Origin of the sequence: Paenibacillus sp. GSMTC-2017 (assembly GCF_016019935.1) — a bacterium.
GTDB lineage: Bacteria > Bacillota > Bacilli > Paenibacillales > Paenibacillaceae > Pristimantibacillus.
In genome coordinates this window covers 625,103-642,010 of sequence record NZ_JAECMT010000001.1, presented here as the reverse complement: position 1 = coordinate 642,010, position 16,908 = coordinate 625,103, and the positions used below count along the sequence as shown (strand labels likewise).

Here is a 16,908-nt window from a genome sequence, read left to right as displayed (position 1 = left end):
ATTACTATTTATATGTTAGAAAACGAACAGTGACCTTGCTTCGTGTCGTCTGTTCTATTACAATAAATATATATGGCAAAATGAGGAGTGGATGACATGACCGAAGACCTTCAAACTGGTATTATCCGTATTTCTGATGATGTTGTAGCTACAATTGCGGGACTTGCGGCACTCGAAACGCCTGGAATTGCGGCTATGTCTGGTGGAATTTCTGAAGGACTTGCCAAACGTCTCAGCGGTAAAAACGTTCAAAAAGGTGTATCTGTCGAAGTTGGGCAAGTAGAAGCTGCTATTGATCTGCGTATAATTGTACATTATGGTATACCTATTCAAGAGGTTTGTCGTCAATTGCAACTTAATGTGCGTGAATCTGTTGAAAATATGACGGGGCTTCAAGTAGTAGAAGTTAATGTGAAGGTAGAGGGTGTTGCCTTCAAAGAAGATGATATTGAAGAACAACAGCCACAGCGCTTGAAGTAAAGAAAGTCCCTATATAAATAAGGCACTTCTCACATATGGAGAGGTGCCTTATTTTTGCGATACTCGGTTGTAGACTTCGTTGTTTTCTCAACACGGGTTGATTCTCGTGAAATGCTCAGAAGAATGCCCATACTCATTAAACAAACAAGAATAGAAGAGCCTCCGTAACTAATAAAGGGAAGTGTGACGCCTGTAAGCGGAATTGCTGCTGTTACACCACCGATATTAACAAAGGCTTGGAATGCAAACAATCCTACAATTCCTACACCTATGACCGTACCATAATGGTCGGGACAACGAAGGGCAACGATAAGTCCACGCCATAAGAAAAAGAGATAAAATAATAAAAATATAGTGCTACCAATGAACCCAAACTCTTCTCCGATAATAGCAAAAATGAAGTCATTATAGGCATATGGCAAATAATGAAGCTTCTGTACACTTCCACCGAAGCCAGCGCCTGTTAAGCCGCCGTGTCCCAGTGCTTGTAAGGAAGACATAATCTGCCAAGCACCTTCTTGAGCATTTCCTATCGGGTCCATGAAAGAAGTGAATCTTGCGACACGATAATGCCAAGCAGTAGGATCTATGGCCATAGAAATACTAACCATCACCGTAAGGACAATCGCTCCTACTGAACCTGCAAGAAACACTTGCTTCAAATTGGCACCGCCAGCAATGATCATAATGACAGCACAAGATGCAAGAACCATACTCGATCCTAAATCTGGTTGTAACATAATAAGGCCGCAGACAAAGCCGATAATAATGATGACGGGTAGAAGCCCTTTTTTAAAGTCACGGAACTTCTCACCTTTTTTTGCTATTAGCGCACCTAGATACAATATGATTGCGAGCTTAGCAAACTCAGTAGGCTGTATACCAAACGGTCCGATGTTAAACCAACTTCTCGCCCCGTTGACTGGTTCACTAAAAGGTACAATCATAAGTAAGATAATAACTGGAATAAAGAAGATGGGAAAAGCTTTTTTATACAAATGGTAACGAAAATTCATCAGTAAAAACATGATGATGATTCCAAGGCCAGCAAATCCAAGCTGGCGCTTGGTGAAATGTAAAGCATCGCCCCAGGTCACAGCTGCAACACCGGAGCTGGCGCTGAATACCATTACGATTCCAAAGCCTACGAGCAACAGTGTCATGATGAGAAGCAAAAAGTCCGGCCTTCCCCGACTACCCTTCTGCGTAGCTTTCATAATGTCTGCTTTAAACGAGCTGCTGTTTTAATTGTTGAAGCCTTTGAGTAGCTGTATCCATAATATGTTGTGGAACTGGCGACTCATACTCTAAACCATGCGGGAAAGTAGCACGGCCAATATAAACAGCTTCAATGTTTAGAACTGCATGCGGTGACTCTAGTTTGCCTTCAATAGCACGAGTATTAATTCGTAGGAAATATTCGGAACCGCTAGCGCGGTCAACAAGCTTCAAATCATATGTAGCGCGATAATATTCCCACTGCCAACGTACGAATCCGACTTTTTCAGCTGCGTCGTCCAGATAGTTTAATTCGCTTTGAACACCGTTTAAACCGGAGTTTTCAATAATCATTTCTGGTTCCCCCCAAATTCACAAGACATAGTTGTACATTCTTTACTCATGATAGTATGTTTCCCCAGTCAGTGCAAGCCTTACTCCAAGTCAATTCGATGATGTTCGTGACATTTCTGAGAAATGTGCAATTGCAATTCTCTCGATATAATCTTCTGAAGCTTCCTTAAAGTGACAATTATCTGCTAAACTATAAAAAAACATTATCTCTATAGTAACTAGTCGGACAAGAGGGGTGTATAGATGGTTGAACCTAATGTGGATTTGAAGCTGCAAGAGTTATATCCGGATATGGTCCGCTGGCGCAGACATCTTCATCAATTCCCTGAGTTATCATTTAAAGAAAATGAAACGTCCCAGTGGATAGCAGAACGATTGGAAGAGATAGGATGTAGCGTCGAACGGAATATCGGCGGACATGGACTCGTTGCAAAAATAATAGGTGAGAAGCCAGGTCCTATCATTGCATTACGTGCCGATATTGATGCATTGCCTATTCAAGATGAGAAGGAATGTGTGTATGCATCCAAAGTTACGGGAGTAATGCATGCTTGTGGACACGATGGTCATACGGCTGCCTTACTTGCGGTCGCTAGTTATTATAACAATCATAAACATACATTTTCAGGAGAGAGAAGGCTGCTCTTTCAGCCTGCGGAGGAAGTTACCCCAGGTGGTGCAATTGAAATGATTAAAGACGGAGTGCTCGATGATGTTGATGCTATTTATGGCGTTCATCTGTGGACTCCGCTCTCCTATGGGAGTGTCTCTTCAAGATCTGGTCCTTTCATGAGCGCAGCAGACGAATTTGTTATTGATATCGAAGGGCGCGGTGGTCACGGTGGGTTGCCTCATGTCGCAATAGATGCAATCGTTATTGGTACTACACTTGTACAAAGTATTCAGACGATCGTTAGTAGAAACGTAAACCCTTTGCATCCTGCTGTAGTGACGATTGGTTCCTTTCAAAGTGGAACAACAAACAATGTCATTGCTGAAAGATGTCAATTGAAAGGAACAGTTCGTTCATTTGATGAAGAGACGCGTTCTTTGATTCATACGCGATTGGAGCAAGTGATTAAACATATTTGCGAAATGCATGGTGCAAAATACAACTTTCAAATGCGTATTGGATACCCACCAGTCGTTAATGATGAGCGGGAAACAACTAGATTTTTTACTGTTGCAAAAAGCATAGACGGAATCGAAGAAGTTATACACGCAGATGCCATTACAGTTGCGGAAGATTTCGCCTATTATTTGCAACAGGTACCGGGCTGTTTTATGTTCGTGGGAGCGGGTAACTCGGATTGTGGAGCACATTATCCTCATCATCATCCGAGATTTAACATCGATGAGCGGGCGATGCTACATGCTACAAAAATATTGATTAGTATGGCCGAAAATTATTCTAACGAACAAAGGTAAAGCTTGTTGAACGTCTGGGGGACATTATTTGTCCTCCCAAACGGCAACAAGCTCATTGTTTTCATTATATAATTCTGCAGGATCAGATTCTTGGTTGTTCCAAACGTTATCAACTTCCCAAATAATTAACGGAATTTGATGATCTAACGTAATATCTTCGCCCGAAGATATTTGCGTTTTACCTTGTGCTGCTAAGACATGTGGCTCAAATGTGTACGTTTGGTTGCCGCGTACACTTACAAGTTTCCAACCTTCCAAATCAATAGGTGACGATGTTGTATTCGTTATCGTTACTAGTTCCGCTTTTTTATCCACTTCGATTGTGATGCCCATTTCCTTCTTCTTGTGAACGACTACGTCAGTTTGGCTTGTTTCTTTCCCGGAATTCCACAAGGCTACCTTTTTTTCTTTTGCTTTCTGTTCAAGCTGCTTATAGACATTTTCCATTTTCACGTTAGGCTCATAAATCATAACCTTCGCCAAACCTTCTTCTAGCAAAACCTCATTTAATATTCTGCCATCTTTAAGCTCAACTACTGCTAATGTTCGGTCAAATCTATCCTGTGTTTCCTTATCGAACGTTAAACGAACTTTACCTGATTCTTCGAGCAGTTGCTTCGTTAATGCGGAAGCTTCTGGACCGTACGCTTCTATTGGTGCATCAGGCTTTACCGTTTCTGGTGTATCTATATAAAGGAGTCTAATTGTAGTTTCGTTTTTTCCTACTTTAATTTTGAAAGTGTCCCCATCAACATAACTAGATACCGAATACCATGTATCTGCTTTAACTGCTTTGGAAGGGGCTATAGAAATGTCTGCACAACCTGCCAATATAAAGACGAGCAGGAGAAGGTACATAGATAATAATCGTTTCATTGCATTATGCCTCCAGCTCAAATTAATTGTTTATTCGATGTATATCTTCATTACTATACCACAAGTTACACCTAATAATCGAAATAGAGTGTGTCAATAAGGGGATAAAATCATAAAAAAGCTTTCATACTGAATAATGAGGAATGTTATTTACGGAGGTTTTTGCACAATGATACAACAAAATAAAGCAATAATAGTACAGTCTGATTTAACGATTCTGCTTGATGAAAGGCTACCGGAGTCGCAATTTGTTCACCCTATACTTAAAACGTTTGCGGAAACCATTAAGCGGACTGGAGCTATACATATGTATCGTATTACTCCGATTTCATTATGGAATGCACTGAGTATGGGCTATACATGCAAAAAAATTGTAGAGCAATTAAAGGAATATGCGAGGTATGGGGTTCCAATGCAAGTGGAAGCTAAACTTTATGCTTGGTCAAATAGATATGGGAAATTAACGCTCGTCACTGAAGGTAATAAGCTGATTCTGAAAGGTGAACGAGAAATATTTCTTCAATTAAGTAGTCACGGTTCACTTAATGAATGGATTGGGGAGCTAAGGGGGGAGGACGAGTGGGAAATAAAAGCAGAGTACAGAGGATTGCTGAAACAAGAACTTGGGCGGCTAGGTTATCCAGTTATCGATTTGGCTGGTTATCATACTGGCGAAGTCCTATCAGTTGAATTGAGAGATGTGACGAAGAAGGGTCAGCCCTTTTCGCTTAGACAATACCAGAAGCAAGCTGTTGACCATTTTGTCAAAGATGGCAGTATTCTTGGGGGGAGTGGTGTCGTTGTTCTGCCATGTGGAACAGGTAAAACAATCGTTGGAATTGCTGCACTCGCTAGACTGGGATCTGCGACATTGATCTTAACTTCAAGTGTGACGTCTGCTGAGCAATGGAGAGAAGAAATATTGGATAAAACGACTTTAACCGAATCGGATGTAGCGTTACATAACGGGAAGCAGAAAGTTGTTCGTCCAGTTACAATAGCAACCTACCAACTACTTACTCATCGCAGAACGAAGGAAATGGAATACAAACATATGGGGCTTTTTACGGAGAGAGATTGGGGTCTTATTATTTATGATGAAGTACATCTTCTGCCTGCTCCCGTTTTCCGAATGACCGCTTCCATTCAAGCAACTAGACGACTCGGATTAACAGCAACTCTCGTTCGGGAAGATGGATGCGCGGAAGATGTTTTTTCATTAATAGGTCCTAAAAATTACGATATGGAATGGAAAAAGGCAGAAGAAGGTGCGTTCATCTCATCAGTTAGGTGTACAGAAATAAGAGTTGCTCTATCGACTTCACAAGAACAAAGTTATAAAGAGGCAACTGCAAGATCCAAGCTCAGAATTGCATCAGAGAATCCAAACAAAATAAACGTAGTACGTAGGCTACTCAGTAAGCATGAAGGAAAACCTACTTTAATTATAGGTCAATATTTGCAGCAATTGTACGAAGTTGCCTGCCAATTAAATGCGCCATTACTGACAGGTGAGGTGCCTCAAGAGGAGAGGAAACGTCTTTATGCGCAGTTTAAATCCGGAGAAATAAAAGTGTTAGTTGTATCCAAAGTGGCGAACTTGGCTGTCGATTTACCCGATGCCGCAGTTGCCATACAACTGTCTGGCAGTTTCGGTTCAAGGCAAGAGGAAGCGCAACGAATTGGACGACTTCTTAGACCTAAGTCAGGGGGAAATCAGGCATGGTTTTACACTCTTGTAACAGACGAAACAAAAGAAACCGAGTTTGCGCTAAAGCGCCAACTATTTATGATAGAACAAGGGTACTCCTATGATCATTTCAAAGCGAATGATCTTCAAGAAGATCGCAGCTTAGAAGATGAGGAGGTTGTTTTAAGGTGAATATAAGTGAAGTCATACATAAATTATCTCCTGAGCAAGCCAAAATGTATGAGAAAAATCCAATTTGGAAAAATGCTACCCAGAGAGGTTTATCATGGCAAGAAGCGATAGTGGATCATAAAGCGATTCAGGAAGCTTCTCTTCTTATGACGTCACATGCACTTGAAGTGTTAAAGCGAGTTCTGCTAATTTTTGGGCCTGTTCCAGTTGAAGAAGACAGGCTATTGGCAAAGCTCCGAGTTCATTCGCTGTTGTCGGGTGCAGAAATCCGTTTAGGTGTGCGGCAATTGGAGGAAGCAGGCTTGCTTTTAGCTGTTCGGAAAACATGGGGAGAAAAAGTTATTTTTATAGTGCAACAATGTTATCAAATCTGGTTCCGAATATTGTTTCCATGTACACTACACAATGTTTCATCATCGAACCTGATGGCAATTTCGGATGAGAGTGGACAGTTTGTCGGCAACAAGGAATCATTCGGGAGAAAGTTACTTTATGCATTAGCAACACTAATGAAATGGGATAGGAACTTTACATCCAAAGGTGTACTTTCAAAGAAGACAATATCCAAATTGGTCGAGCAAATTGGTATAAACGAAGTACCATTCCGAGCTTTTGGTTTGAATTGGGCGCATAGTGAGACCTATCCATTGATAGTTGCATTAGTGCTGGAAGCGGGACAAACACAAGGATTTCTATATCGTAAAGAAAATACGCTCCTACTAGATATGGTTAACTTGAACTGTTGGTTTCAGACAACAGAGGAACTCAGAGAGTCGCAATTGCTGGATTGGTTGTGTGGCTTTTTGTTTAAGTATGCAGGTAGGGATGCTAGTGTTGCAATTGCAATAATGAGCTTGCAGCGGGGGCAGTGGTTTAAAGTAACAGATATTGAAAACTGGTGTAATCGATTAGTAGAGACTTCCGTTTCGAAGGATCAACAAATGCAGTCTTCAGTAGGTTGGACAGAGCGTTGGCTTTCTTTATTTCATGAACTCGGGTGGATAGAGTTAGCACAATGTGTTGAGAATGGAGAAAGCTATCGTGTTTTTTGTTGGAAAGTGTTTCAATCACACAATAGCGAGGAACTTATTGTACAACCAAACGGTGAGATCATTATAGGTCCTGGATCTCGTTTTGATATCCGCTTTGAGTTAGAACTAATTTGTGAACGAATGAACGGAGAAGAAGCAGTGCTCTACCAGCTAACTCCGCAAAGTGTTGCAACAGCAATTGAACATAGCAGAACTAGAGATTCAATCGCTAGTTTCTTAAAAGCTGCATCAGGAGATGAACAATTACCTAGTTCAGTATTGTCTATGCTAGAGGAATGGACAAGAAGGGCTGGTCGATTTACATTTGCGGAAGTTACGTTACTGCGGTGTGATTCTGTTGAAATGGCTGAGACTGCTACATTACTTCAGGAAGTAGCCCCCCATCTGATTCAGCGACTTGGTGAGTTTGATTACATCATCGAAGCTAGTAAAAGGGATCATATCCGTCGTTACTTACAAAAGGCAGGTTACCCGCCACGCAAAGGGATTCAAAGAGCGGATGAACGCATCGCTGCCCATGCGATAGATGTAACGGATCAACATGTAGTGATTCAGTCTGATAAGATCATAACTGCTGGAAAGAGGGAAATGGGAACATTTTTATATGACTCCTTCACACTAAGTCATTATGAATTGGACAATATTACAAGGAGGGAAGAAGTCATTCTTCTCCCAGGTATTGAACAATTGCCTGCTGCTTGGTGGCAACAATTGCGAAGTTACCATACCTCGACGCGCAAGGAGTTAATCCAGCAAGCGGTTATGCTACAGACGGCTGTGCAATTAAAACTCGCGGGGAACCTTCATACGTTTGTTCCTGAACAAATGGAGAAGAGGGGTGATGAGTGGGCAGTAACGGGCAAACTTATATCTAATGATGTTGGGGAGTTTAGTCGACTAACTCCGGATATGTGGGAAGAAATGAGATTACTTATTCCGGGTAGTCACACAATGTAAGCATCTTCTATCTATTGGCTAAATGTCTATGATGTGATAATGTAATATCAGCGAATAGAAATGAGGTGGGTCAATGGCTGTTGCCGAACAATGGACGACTGCTTCAACCTTGCAAGCACATGGCGATGGCTCTACGATCGATATGGCATCGCTGCTTTTGTCTGCATATGAAATTGGAGATTGGATTAATGATTCTGCCGAAGTGGCCGAATATTTATATTGGAAGTCGGAAGTATCTCAGAATGAAGAAGTGAAATCTCTTCAGAGACAATTTTCCAAAGCGAAGGAATTGTTTGAGGAATGTCAACGATTCGGACGTTTCCATCCGAGTTACAATGAAGCGAAAGATAAAGTGAAGCTCATTGAGAAGCAGATGGCTGAGTTAGAATGTGTCACACGATTTAAAGAATCGGAGCAGGTTGTCGATGAGATGCTTTATGAAGTATCTCGTATGATCGCAGAATCTGTGTCTGAAAACATCAAAGTGCCTAGCAATGAGAAGGGTTCTGGTGGTGGCTGCGGAAGTGGCGGCTCATGCGGATGTGGAAGCGGCGGCTGCGGATAGTTTTTATAGCGTAGTAATCACCGGAATTGTTGGAGGAGGAGCGGGCATATGTTGCCGGATCGAACAGGTTTTATAGTGTGGGTTAGCGACTTGAAAGCAGCGAGGGCATTGGAAAGGTTCGGAACCGTTCATTATATGTCCAAAAAGTTGCATTATGTTGTTTTGTATATGAATGCTGAACGTGTGGAAGATTCGCTCAAGCAGATGAACCGGCAATCGTATGTGCGTAAGGTAGAACGTTCTTATCGTACGGAGATTAAGACGGAGTATAGCAAGGATAGCGAAGATAAAACGAGATTTTATAGTGTATAACACATAAAGATTAACAAATAACGCTTCTTGGTGCACGAAATGTGCCGAGAAGCGTTATTTTTTTGTTCTCATTAACATATTTATACAGAAATGGCCTGTCTTTAATTTATTGTTGAAATATCGGATATTCATGGTAGAATGGAATTAATTAATAGGATAAAAGCCCTGGTTCTTTGGGAGGAGTAGGTTGCGAAATGAAGGATAAAATGACGAGAAGATGGAGTACATATGAGTCGTTTTATATCGATCTTGGTGATAAAAAAGTGGTTGATGTCATCATTACGAACCATGCCAAAAGTCGCTGGCTTGACCGAATCGAAAGCGAGAAGACCGGTTTTGAAGACATTGCAGAGTACATTTGGGAATGTTTGAAGAAAGATCGTATCGAACCGTACTATCGTAACGAACAGGATGTTTATTTAATTGATGAAGATCTTGTGTTTGTGGCAGAGTTCACCGAATCATTAACTGAAATGGATTTACTAGGAAATCCATTGCATAAGATGATTGTAGTAACGTTTCTAGGTCGAATGTCGGAAACGATAGAGTTAAGAGATCTAAAGTCTTATTACTCTTGGTTAAGACATTCAAGAAGAATGACGTTAGTAAAAAATAGTAGAAAACGTAAATAAAAAGATTATATTAGGAAAAGATTAATATAATACAAATATTAGATGTAGCGTATGGTCATATGATGATCATGCGTTTTTTTATTTTTTTGTAGTATAATAGTGTCAAAGAAAGGACGGATACATGATGGCACTTAACTTTCATCAATTACATATTTTTTATATGGTTGCAGAACGTGGCAGCTTTTCGGCAGCAGCCCAATCCCTTCATATGACTCAACCTGCAGTGACGATGCAAGTACAATCATTGGAAGATTATTTCGGAACGAAACTATTGCAACGCTCTACAAAACGAATAGAGCTTACTGATGCGGGGCGTGCTTTAATGCCATTTGCCAAAAGTAGCATCGATTTAATACGTGACACGGATCAAACAATGTCCACTTTCACAAAGCAACTTAAGGGAAGACTTCAACTCGGCTCTAGTCTTACGATTGGTGAATATATATTGCCTCGTTTATTAGGCCCTTTTGGACAAGAGTACCCCCATATTTCTATTAGTATGAAAGTCATGAATACAGCACAAATAATGGAAGAAATATTAAATCATCAACTAAATTTTGGATTAATTGAAGCGCCAGTCAACCACCCGGATATGCATATGGAAGCTGTTATGAGTGACGAACTAAAACTTGTAGTCCCTAGTAACCATCCATTAGCGGAACGGGCATCTGTTTCAATCAACGAAGTAATGGAACATTCCTTCGTATTGCGTGAACAGGGGTCTGGAACAAGATTAGTAATGGAAGAACAACTCGCCAAGAAAAAAATTGATCCTTCGAAGATGAAGATTGTTATGGAGCTTGGCAGTACAGGTGCAGTTAAGTCCGCAGTTGAAGCAGGGCTTGGCATTTCATTCCTATCGACTTCCTCTGTTAAGCATGAAGTTGCTCTTGGACTTATTAAAATTGTAAAAATACCAGATATAAAGTTTCAGCGCCAGTTTTATTCAATCTATCTAAAGTCGGCATTACTTCCAATTTCAGCTGTGACGTTTTTAACCTTTCTACGGGAAAGAGATTTAAAACAATGGCTTTAATTAAAGGTGATAAAGTCGACCTTCATACACATACAACAGCATCGGATGGAATTCATGCACCTACAGTAGTTGTACAAATGGCGAAAGCAGCAGGACTAGGGGCTGTAGCAATTACAGACCATGATACAGTGGCAGGTGTTTCTGAAGCTGTGGCTGAAGGCGAACGCATTGGGATTACGGTCGTTCCAGGTGTTGAGCTTAGTACAGTTGCAGATCAAAATGACATTCATTTATTGGCTTATTATACAAATAACGAGGATGTTCAGTGGCAAGATCGATTGGCGCAGTTAGGTAATACAAGAGAGCGTAGAAATGAATTGATCGTTCAGAAGCTTCAATCGATGGGCATTTCTATTACAATGGATGAACTTATAGCAGTAGCACTTAATCGGCAAAAAGAAAATGCTTCTAGCGATTCTAAGTTCAGCATCGGTCGTCCTCATATTGCAGAATTGTTAATAAGTAAAGGTATCGTTGAAAGTATGAATGAAGCATTCGAACGATTTCTAGCTTCAGGAGCAGCTGCTTACGTAGAAGTTCCAAGAGTACATCCTCTTGAGGCGATCCAGTGGATACGAGAAGCTGGAGGAGTGTGCGTCATTGCGCATCCTGGACTATACAAGAATGATGCTCTTGTGGAGGATATCATCAGAGGCGGGGCTCATGGAATTGAAGTATTCCACTCCGATCATAGTATGGAAGAAGAAGAGAAATACAGCTTGTTTGCGAAGCGATATAAACTTATTGAAACTGGTGGATCAGATTTCCATGGGATGAGATCGGGACAAAGCTATCACGGTGCAATTGGGAGTAAAAACGTGGCATATTCGGTTATTGAACAGCTGCAAATGGAGAAAGATCGTTAAAGGGGTGTTGCAGGTTGAAGAAATGGGTTTACTTAAGCTTGTTTCTTGTTCTTGGCTTCATCATTTTAAGATTTATCTACGTTGACGACAATACCGAGGCTAGAAACTTACAAAACGCAATTGATGCTAAATTTAAGGGTGAATTAAGTAGTGTCCGCGATAGTTTTGGCATGGTGATGAATGATTACACTTATCGATCTGTCTTATCGAACGTTTCTAATGTGGCTTCTATTAGTGAATTAACTTCCTACGAGGAAAAGAATGGTGACTTAGGTATTAGCCTGCATAATCTCTATATTTCTTTGAGAGAGGATAGGTCAAAAGATAAAGTCCTATCTCGTGCAGAGCAATTAATGGAAATATTTACTGTATTAGTAACTGATCCTGCGAGTAAAGAAGCGACGGATAAGCTTTTACAAATTACGGATGAAACATTTTTTAGAGAGTAACTGGTTCAATAAAACAGCGGCAGTTCAGGACTTGTTTTTACGTCCATGGCTGCCGCTGTTTCTGTTGTTAGAAAACCATCTACTATTTATTTGATTTCCGAAGGAAGTGCCTTTAAGCGTTCCTCATCAGGAGTAATAAATAACGTTTTCTGATTGTCATAAATGACATAGCCAGGTTTAGCGCCGCTCGGTTTGCGAACATGCCTGATATACGTATAATCCACTGGCACCATACTTGAAGATCTTGCTTGACTATAATGTGCTGCAAGCATAGAAGCTTCTTCTAAGGTTGCATTTCCGAAATCTCCGCCACGGATGACAACATGAGAGCCCGGAATATCTTTTGTATGGAGCCACGTATCATTTGGTGCAGCAAGGCGGTTAGTTAAGTATTCGTTCTGTGTATTGTTTTTCCCTACAAAGATTTGCACATTCTCAGAAGATGTGTAGCAAAGTAAAGCAGGCTTAAGCAATTTCTTGCGTTTCGGCCCTCGTTTGCTTCGCTCTTTCATATATCCTTGCCCAACAAGCTCCTCGCGAATTTCCTCAATATCAGTTAACGCTGCTTTATCTAACTGTTGCAGCAACGATTCGAAATATTGAATTTCTCCTTTTGCAAGCTCCATTTGCTCGGCAACAATAACAAGACTGTTTCTATGCTTTGTATATTTACGGAAATATCGCTGTGCATTATCAGATGGACTAAGCTGCGGATCTAATTGAATCTTAATGGTTGCTTGATCCTCATCATAAAAGTTGATTAATTCAATAGAAGTATCTCCACGATTTATTTGATGCATATAAGCCGTCAGTAGCTCACCAATCACTCTGTACTTTTCAGCATCCCTTGCTTCATGTAGCGTTTCTTCCAACTTTTTGTTTTTCAAAATGTTTTTAGCTTTTTCATTCTGAACGAAACGTATCAGATCAGCTGCACGTTGCTTAACAGTGTCTCTCTCTGCTTTATCACCGAAATAAGCTTCTAAGCAATCACTAATGGTAGCGAACTCACTCGTATCTCCAGTCAAATGGGTGAGCGGTGTAATGGAGAAACTTGCTTTTCCAGTTACATTATCGGTCACTATGACAGGCTGGAACTTGTCCGCTGCAGCATCCTGCATTAGCGAATGGAAGCTGCTCCATAATGACTCCATATCGACCACATTACTTTCCAAGCTTGAAGAAGGAACAGCAACTTGAGCACGATGAACGAGTTCTTTTGCAAGGAGTGGACTAAACCCGCTAAAAGCGTCAACTAGTGCTTTGTATGGCGGGATAGGCTCTTCCTCATTTGGTTTAGATAAATAGGACTTGAATTGTTCTACATCATTTACGCTCAACGGATCTACTTTCTCTTGGTCAGGTGGACCAGTATAAGTACTCCCCGGCAAAACAATCCGATAGCTGCTTATTGATGGAGTAACATGATGAATCCCGTCATAAATCATTCCTGTTGATGGATCGACGAGAATAACGTTGCTATGTCTGCCCATTATTTCAATGATTATTCTTTTGCTCGAAGAATCACCAAGCTCATCTCTATGTCTAATATCGATATGAATAACCCGTTCCCGGCCCACTTGTTTAACGGATTCAATGACTCCACCTTCACAGTGCTTGCGAAGTAGCATACAAAACATTGGTGCTTCCAGTGGATTAAGATAGGTTCCCGTTGTCCAGTGTACTCGTGGATATGTAGGGTTAGCAGACAGGAGTAACTTACTTGAAACGCCCGCTCCTCGAATGCTGAACACTAACTCGTGCTCAGTAGGTTGATGAATTTTATGAATACGTGCGCCGATGCTTCGCTGCAGGTCAGCGGTGATCGCGCGAACAACAATACCGTCTAATGCCATTATGTTCGTACCTCTCTTCCAGCAGTATGTACCTATCATGCCATACTTGAGACAAAAACTTAAGTGGTCTTGGGATATTTTATAGGCTGTCCGAATACATTTACGTTAGAAGGGCTGTCCGCTTAAACGGCAACATACGGGAGGGAGTCATACGATGGAACATGTAAAGTGGCATCAATTGGGTTTAAATGAACTTGTGGAAACGCTGGATTGCTCATTAGAAAATGGGCTAAAGCCATCTACAGTTGCAGAACGTTTGGAGAAGGATGGACACAATGAACTGACCGAAGGCGAGCGTATTTCGCCAATTGTACTCTTTTTAAACCAGTTCAAAGATTTTATGGTTTTGATTTTGATGGGAGCAACACTAATTTCAGGTCTTCTGGGAGAATACTTGGATGCGATTACGATTATTGCCATTATCGTAATTAATGCTGTGTTAGGTTTCATGCAGGAATTCCGTGCAGAGAGGTCTTTAAGAGCATTAAAGGAGCTATCTGCGCCGTCAGCGAAGGTGCTTCGCGCGGGTCAATTAACGACCGTAACCGCTAAGGAGTTAGTGGCGGGGGACGTTGTGTATTTGGAAAGCGGAGACCGTATTCCTGCTGATATTAGGTTCATCGAAGCCAATAGCTGTTATGTGGAGGAATCAGCATTAACTGGCGAATCAGTACCTGTTGGTAAGATAGCAGCAGTCATAGATGATGCAGAGTTACCGCTTGGCGATCAGCGCAATATCGGTTTTATGGGAACGATGCTGACAAGGGGAACGGCTAAGGGGATCGTCGTAAGGACTGGAATGGCTACAGAAATGGGTAAAATAGCTGGTCTTATACAAGAGACGGAGTCGATGGAGACACCGCTGCAGCATCGGTTAGAACAGCTAGGAAAAATACTCATCGTTGTAGCGCTCGGACTAACTGTAATGGTAGTTGTTGCCGGTATATTGCACGGTCAGCCACCATATGGAATGTTCCTTGCAGGAGTGAGTTTGGCGGTAGCGGCAATTCCAGAAGGGCTTCCGGCTATCGTTACGATTGCACTCGCGCTTGGTGTTCAGCGGATGATCAAGCGGAAAGCGATCGTCAGGAAGTTGCCATCGGTAGAAACGTTAGGCTGCGCATCAGTCATTTGTTCGGACAAAACAGGTACGTTAACGCAAAATAAAATGACGGTTACACATGTTTGGCTTAGTGGAAGGCAGCTCGAAGTTAGTGGTGAAGGTTATGATCCTACGGGTGCCATTTATGAAAATGGTAAAGCATTAGATTTGAAGCATGATTTGCCGTTAAAGCGATTGCTTCAAGTTAGCGCGCTGTGCAATAACGCTCAAATTGCTCAAGTAGAGGTTGATGAGCCGAAGCGGCGTAAAAGCAAGGAAGGTTTAACGGAATGGATATTGAAGGGTGATCCAACTGAAGGGGCATTAGCGGTTCTAGCCGCCAAGTTAGGTTCGTCAGCTAAATCATTAGAGACACTCTATACAAGAGTTAAAGAATATCCTTTTGATTCGGAAAGAAAACGAATGTCTGTGTTGGTCTCTCACCAAGGTGGTAGACTGATATGCACAAAGGGAGCTCCGGATCTATTGATGGAGCATTGTGCTTATGTACTTTGGGACGGGAAAGTAGTTCCTTTCACTGCAACACTTAAACGTAAATGTGCTGAAGCTGGTGAGCTTATGGCACAATCTGCACTTCGGGTGCTCGGACTTGCTTATCGTGATCTGCGGGGAACGGATAACTATGAAAACGAAGGCGACGTTGAAAATAATTTGGTTTTTGTAGGACTGACAGGTATGATCGATCCTCCTCGTCGTGAAGTCAAGGAAGCGATAGCAACTTGCCGAAGAGCTGGAATTAAAACCGTTATGATTACAGGTGATCATCAACTGACTGCAGAAGCGATCGCCGCTCAGCTTGGCATTATGCCTCGTGGAGGCATTGCAATGAGCGGGAAACAGCTCGAAGCTATGGAGGATGAACAGCTTGATCGATTGGTCGATCAAACGTACGTTTACGCACGAGTTTCACCTGAGCATAAGTTAAGGATTGTTAAAGCGCTACAGCGAAAAGGACATGTCGTCGCTATGACCGGCGATGGTGTGAACGACGCTCCCGCAATCAAAGCAGCTGATATCGGTATCGCTATGGGTATAACAGGTACGGATGTTACGAAGGAAGCGTCTGCGCTAGTGCTTAGTGATGATAACTTCTCTACGATCGTTGCAGCAATTGAAGAAGGTAGAGGCATTTATGAAAACATTCGTAAGTTTATTCGTTATTTGTTAGCTTCGAATGTAGGAGAAATTTTGGTCATGTTTTTTGCGATGATGGCCGGGCTTCCGCTACCACTCGTACCAATCCAAATTTTATGGGTTAATTTAGTAACAGATGGATTGCCAGCGATGGCGCTTGGTGTAGATCAAGCAGAAAAAGATCTTATGCAGCAGAAACCACGTTTTGCGAAAGAAAGTATTTTCTCAAGACGACTTGGTTGGAAAATTATTAGTAGAGGCGTTCTAATTGGAATTTGTACGCTCGGCGCATTCTGGATTGCGCTGCGAGAAGGAGCAGGCGATGCGAATGGGCTAATACATGCTCAGACGGTTGCGTTCGCTACACTTGTTATGGCACAACTCATACATGTATTTGACTGCCGCAGTTCGCGGTCGATCTTCCATCGTAATCCATTCCAGAACAAATATTTAGTTTTGGCTGTTTTATCTTCACTCATTCTTATGCTTGGCGTAGTTTACATTGAGGCGTTGCAGCCGATTTTCAAAACAGTTCCGATTAGCTTGCGCGACTGGTGTTTAGTGTTAGTGGCGGCGGGTATTCCAACCTTCGTAATGGGGATTGGCAGTGTATTAGGCAAGCCGGGCAAAACAAATACAAATTCCAAGTGGCCATTAGGTCCACAAACCGCTGCTAGATAACGAAAAA

The 16,908-nt window shown here is 41.7% G+C and carries 15 protein-coding genes; 11 read left to right on the top strand and 4 right to left on the bottom strand.

The genetic code is table 11. From position 1 onward, the window contains the following. Window positions 1-96: 96 nt before the first annotated feature. Complete coding sequence (locus I6N90_RS03015; RefSeq protein ID WP_197934016.1) at window positions 97-480, top strand: Asp23/Gls24 family envelope stress response protein; 384 nt, start codon at window positions 97-99, stop codon at window positions 478-480. 29 nt (window positions 481-509) lie between these two features. On the opposite strand, the gene ftsW is transcribed toward I6N90_RS03015, so the two are convergent. Continuing rightward, a complete protein-coding gene (ftsW, locus tag I6N90_RS03010; RefSeq protein ID WP_197934015.1) occupies window positions 510-1,697 on the bottom strand; it encodes a putative lipid II flippase FtsW in 1,188 nt (395 codons plus the stop codon). 10 nt (window positions 1,698-1,707) lie between these two features. Next, window positions 1,708-2,052 carry a YugN family protein gene (locus tag I6N90_RS03005; RefSeq protein WP_197934014.1) on the bottom strand — a complete coding sequence of 115 codons (345 nt, stop codon included), beginning with the start codon at window positions 2,050-2,052 and terminating at the stop codon, window positions 1,708-1,710. A 243-nt stretch (window positions 2,053-2,295) separates the two neighbouring features. On the opposite strand from I6N90_RS03005, the gene I6N90_RS03000 reads away from it, so the two are divergent. Further along, window positions 2,296-3,480, top strand: coding sequence for an amidohydrolase (locus I6N90_RS03000; RefSeq protein ID WP_197934013.1), 1,185 nt, complete (start codon window positions 2,296-2,298; stop codon window positions 3,478-3,480). Window positions 3,481-3,504: 24 nt separating this feature from the next. Here I6N90_RS03000 and I6N90_RS02995 read toward each other — a convergent pair whose 3' ends face one another. After that, window positions 3,505-4,356: a thermonuclease family protein gene (locus I6N90_RS02995; RefSeq protein WP_197934012.1), complete on the bottom strand. Its 852-nt coding sequence runs from the start codon at window positions 4,354-4,356 to the stop codon at window positions 3,505-3,507. 169 nt (window positions 4,357-4,525) lie between these two features. On the opposite strand from I6N90_RS02995, the gene I6N90_RS02990 reads away from it, so the two are divergent. The 8 genes from I6N90_RS02990 (at window position 4,526) to I6N90_RS02955 (ending at window position 12,107) form a co-directional block, all read left to right on the top strand. Next, window positions 4,526-6,238, top strand: coding sequence for a DNA repair helicase XPB (locus I6N90_RS02990; RefSeq protein WP_197934011.1), 1,713 nt, complete (start codon window positions 4,526-4,528; stop codon window positions 6,236-6,238). Continuing rightward, window positions 6,235-8,247, top strand: coding sequence for a helicase-associated domain-containing protein (locus I6N90_RS25215; RefSeq protein WP_197934010.1), 2,013 nt, complete (start codon window positions 6,235-6,237; stop codon window positions 8,245-8,247). The genes I6N90_RS02990 and I6N90_RS25215 overlap by 4 nt, the downstream gene beginning before the upstream one ends. A 73-nt stretch (window positions 8,248-8,320) precedes the next feature. Continuing rightward, on the top strand, window positions 8,321-8,812 hold the full coding sequence (locus I6N90_RS02980) for a YlbF family regulator (protein WP_197934009.1): 492 nt from the start codon (window positions 8,321-8,323) through the stop codon (window positions 8,810-8,812). Between the two features lie 48 nt (window positions 8,813-8,860). Beyond that, complete coding sequence (locus tag I6N90_RS02975) at window positions 8,861-9,124, top strand: YlbG family protein (RefSeq protein WP_197934008.1); 264 nt, start codon at window positions 8,861-8,863, stop codon at window positions 9,122-9,124. Window positions 9,125-9,318: 194 nt separating this feature from the next. Beyond that, entirely contained in the window at window positions 9,319-9,756 is a 438-nt protein-coding gene (locus I6N90_RS02970) for a hypothetical protein (RefSeq protein ID WP_197934007.1), read from the top strand. Between the two features lie 124 nt (window positions 9,757-9,880). Continuing rightward, window positions 9,881-10,792, top strand: a complete 912-nt coding sequence (locus I6N90_RS02965) for a selenium metabolism-associated LysR family transcriptional regulator (protein ID WP_197934006.1) — start codon at window positions 9,881-9,883, stop codon at window positions 10,790-10,792. Then, window positions 10,783-11,658, top strand: a complete 876-nt coding sequence (locus tag I6N90_RS02960) for a PHP domain-containing protein (protein ID WP_197934005.1) — start codon at window positions 10,783-10,785, stop codon at window positions 11,656-11,658. The genes I6N90_RS02965 and I6N90_RS02960 overlap by 10 nt, the downstream gene beginning before the upstream one ends. Before the next feature lie 14 nt (window positions 11,659-11,672). Next, window positions 11,673-12,107 carry a hypothetical protein gene (locus I6N90_RS02955; protein WP_197934004.1) on the top strand — a complete coding sequence of 145 codons (435 nt, stop codon included), beginning with the start codon at window positions 11,673-11,675 and terminating at the stop codon, window positions 12,105-12,107. Between the two features lie 86 nt (window positions 12,108-12,193). Here the strand turns inward: I6N90_RS02955 and I6N90_RS02950 are convergent, their stop codons facing one another. Next, window positions 12,194-13,963, bottom strand: coding sequence for an Rqc2 family fibronectin-binding protein (locus tag I6N90_RS02950; RefSeq protein ID WP_197934003.1), 1,770 nt, complete (start codon window positions 13,961-13,963; stop codon window positions 12,194-12,196). 154 nt (window positions 13,964-14,117) lie between these two features. Here I6N90_RS02950 and I6N90_RS02945 point away from each other — a divergent pair, with 154 nt between their 5' ends. Further along, entirely contained in the window at window positions 14,118-16,901 is a 2,784-nt protein-coding gene (locus I6N90_RS02945; RefSeq protein WP_197934002.1) for a calcium-translocating P-type ATPase, SERCA-type, read from the top strand. Window positions 16,902-16,908: the final 7 nt, after the last annotated feature.

Coding starts and splice junctions, on each gene's coding strand:
- I6N90_RS02970 (WP_197934007.1), top strand. CDS start 9,319: ATGAAGGATAAAATGACGAGAAGATGGAGTACATATGAGTCGTTTTAT.
- I6N90_RS02945 (WP_197934002.1), top strand. CDS start 14,118: ATGGAACATGTAAAGTGGCATCAATTGGGTTTAAATGAACTTGTGGAA.
- I6N90_RS03015 (WP_197934016.1), top strand. CDS start 97: ATGACCGAAGACCTTCAAACTGGTATTATCCGTATTTCTGATGATGTT.
- I6N90_RS02990 (WP_197934011.1), top strand. CDS start 4,526: ATGATACAACAAAATAAAGCAATAATAGTACAGTCTGATTTAACGATT.
- ftsW (WP_197934015.1), bottom strand. CDS start 1,697: ATGAAAGCTACGCAGAAGGGTAGTCGGGGAAGGCCGGACTTTTTGCTT.
- I6N90_RS02995 (WP_197934012.1), bottom strand. CDS start 4,356: ATGAAACGATTATTATCTATGTACCTTCTCCTGCTCGTCTTTATATTG.
- I6N90_RS02960 (WP_197934005.1), top strand. CDS start 10,783: ATGGCTTTAATTAAAGGTGATAAAGTCGACCTTCATACACATACAACA.
- I6N90_RS02975 (WP_197934008.1), top strand. CDS start 8,861: ATGTTGCCGGATCGAACAGGTTTTATAGTGTGGGTTAGCGACTTGAAA.
- I6N90_RS03000 (WP_197934013.1), top strand. CDS start 2,296: ATGGTTGAACCTAATGTGGATTTGAAGCTGCAAGAGTTATATCCGGAT.
- I6N90_RS03005 (WP_197934014.1), bottom strand. CDS start 2,052: ATGATTATTGAAAACTCCGGTTTAAACGGTGTTCAAAGCGAATTAAAC.
- I6N90_RS02965 (WP_197934006.1), top strand. CDS start 9,881: ATGGCACTTAACTTTCATCAATTACATATTTTTTATATGGTTGCAGAA.
- I6N90_RS02950 (WP_197934003.1), bottom strand. CDS start 13,963: ATGGCATTAGACGGTATTGTTGTTCGCGCGATCACCGCTGACCTGCAG.
- I6N90_RS02980 (WP_197934009.1), top strand. CDS start 8,321: ATGGCTGTTGCCGAACAATGGACGACTGCTTCAACCTTGCAAGCACAT.